This window comes from Rhodococcus sp. R1101 (genome assembly GCF_000278445.1).
In the GTDB taxonomy this organism is placed as follows: Bacteria; Actinomycetota; Actinomycetes; order Mycobacteriales; family Mycobacteriaceae; genus Rhodococcus; species Rhodococcus gordoniae.
In genome coordinates, this window is the sequence record NZ_AJVB01000668.1 from 1 (window position 1) to 1666 (window position 1666).

1 protein-coding gene is annotated in these 1666 nt (G+C 68.1%); it reads left to right on the forward strand.

The window, feature by feature from the left end; translation table 11 throughout:
• Positions 1-404 precede the first annotated feature (404 nt).
• The coding region (locus tag R1101_RS0123020; RefSeq protein WP_037224846.1) for an MMPL family transporter at positions 405-1666 on the forward strand (1262 nt) is incomplete at its 3' end.

Genomic DNA, 1666 nt, shown 5'->3' on the forward strand with positions numbered 1-1666 from the left:
ACCTGCTCAAACACGAGGACAGCGGCATGATGGGACAGTTCGTGGTGGTCGGCGCCGACGAGGTGCACGACGTGAGGCAGGCGGCCGGCACGGCCCACCATGCCCACGACGGTGGGTGAACCCGGTCACGTCCGGCAGGGCCGGGAATGGATCCCCGTCCACCCCTGTTGAGGAGTGTGGATCGGCGCGTCGCGTACGCCCCGGAGCCAATGAGAAACCGCCTTCGTGGAATACCGTCCGGCTGGAGCCACGTTGCGCACCGTGCCGTGAGGCATCCGGCGCGTCGGTCCACCTTCTTCCTCCCTTGATCTCGCGGCCGTTCCGGCCGAGCAGGGTGAAGCCCTCCCACTCCACGCCAGTACAGTTGCCGATCGTCACAATCGTCAGCGGAACCGGGAGTGGGCATGAGTCGCTGGGCCGAGATCGTCGTCACCAGGAGCCGATGGGTACTGGCGATCGTGCTGCTCGTCGTGCTCTTCGCCGGCGCCTGGGGCGTCGGGATCTTCGGCAAGCTGACCGGCACGGGCTACTACGACCCGAACAGCGAGGCCGTCGAGGTCGAGCAGATCATCTACGAGAACTTCGGGTCGCAGGCCGCGGACATCATCGCGCTCTACACCGCACCCGAGGGACGCACGGTCGACGACATCCGTCCCGACATCGAGAGAACCCTCGCCGAGTTCCAGGACGCCGTCCCCGCCGAGTCGATCCAGACCTACTGGACCGCTCCCCCGCCGATGAACCAGCTGCTGCTGTCCACCGACCAGCGCAGCGTCGCTGCCTCGATCACGCTCGGCGCGAACTCCGGACTCACCGCCGCGAGCTTCCCCGAAGCCCTCGACCTGCTCGAGGTGCCCGGCGTGGAATCACAGTTCGCCGGCAACACCGTGGTCGCGATCGAGTTCACCGACACCCTGGAGAGCGATCTCGTCCGGTCCGAGCTCATCGCGGTGCCCATCACGCTGGTGCTGCTGGTGTTCATCTTCGGCGGGGTGATCGCCGCCGCGGTCCCGGTCTTCGTGGGTGTGCTCGCGATCTTCTCGTCCCTCGCCACCCTGCGCCTGCTGTCGAACTTCACCGAGGTGTCGTCGTACGCGCTGAACATCACGTCGCTGATCGGTCTGGGCCTGGCGATCGACTACGGCCTGTTCATCGTCAGCCGCTACCGTGAGGAACTCGCGGCCGGTTCGGACGTCACCTCGGCGGTCAAGCGGACGATGTCCACCGCCGGGCACACCGTGATGTTCTCCGCTGCCCTGCTGATCTGCGCGTTCGCGGGCATGCTCGTCTTCCCGCAGACGGTGCTGCGGTCGCTGGGCCTCGGTGCCATGGCCGCCGTCCTCGGTGCCGCCGTCCTGTCGCTGACCGCGGTTCCCGCGCTGCTGACGATGCTCGGCCACCGCATCAACGCGTGGACCTGGGACCGTGAGACCTCCACCCGCGCCGAAGCGCGGGCGCGTCGTTTCTGGGGCGGGGTCGTCCGCAAGGTCGTGCGCCGTCCCGCCCTGATCGCGGTGGTGATCACCGGCGGTCTCCTCGTACTCGCGTCGCCTGTGTTCGAAGCACGGTTCGGGGAGATCGAGTACACCGCGCTGCCCGAGGACAGCCAGGCCCGCGCGGCCACCCAGACCCTGCTCGACGAGTTCCCGAGCACCGGCAACGGCGC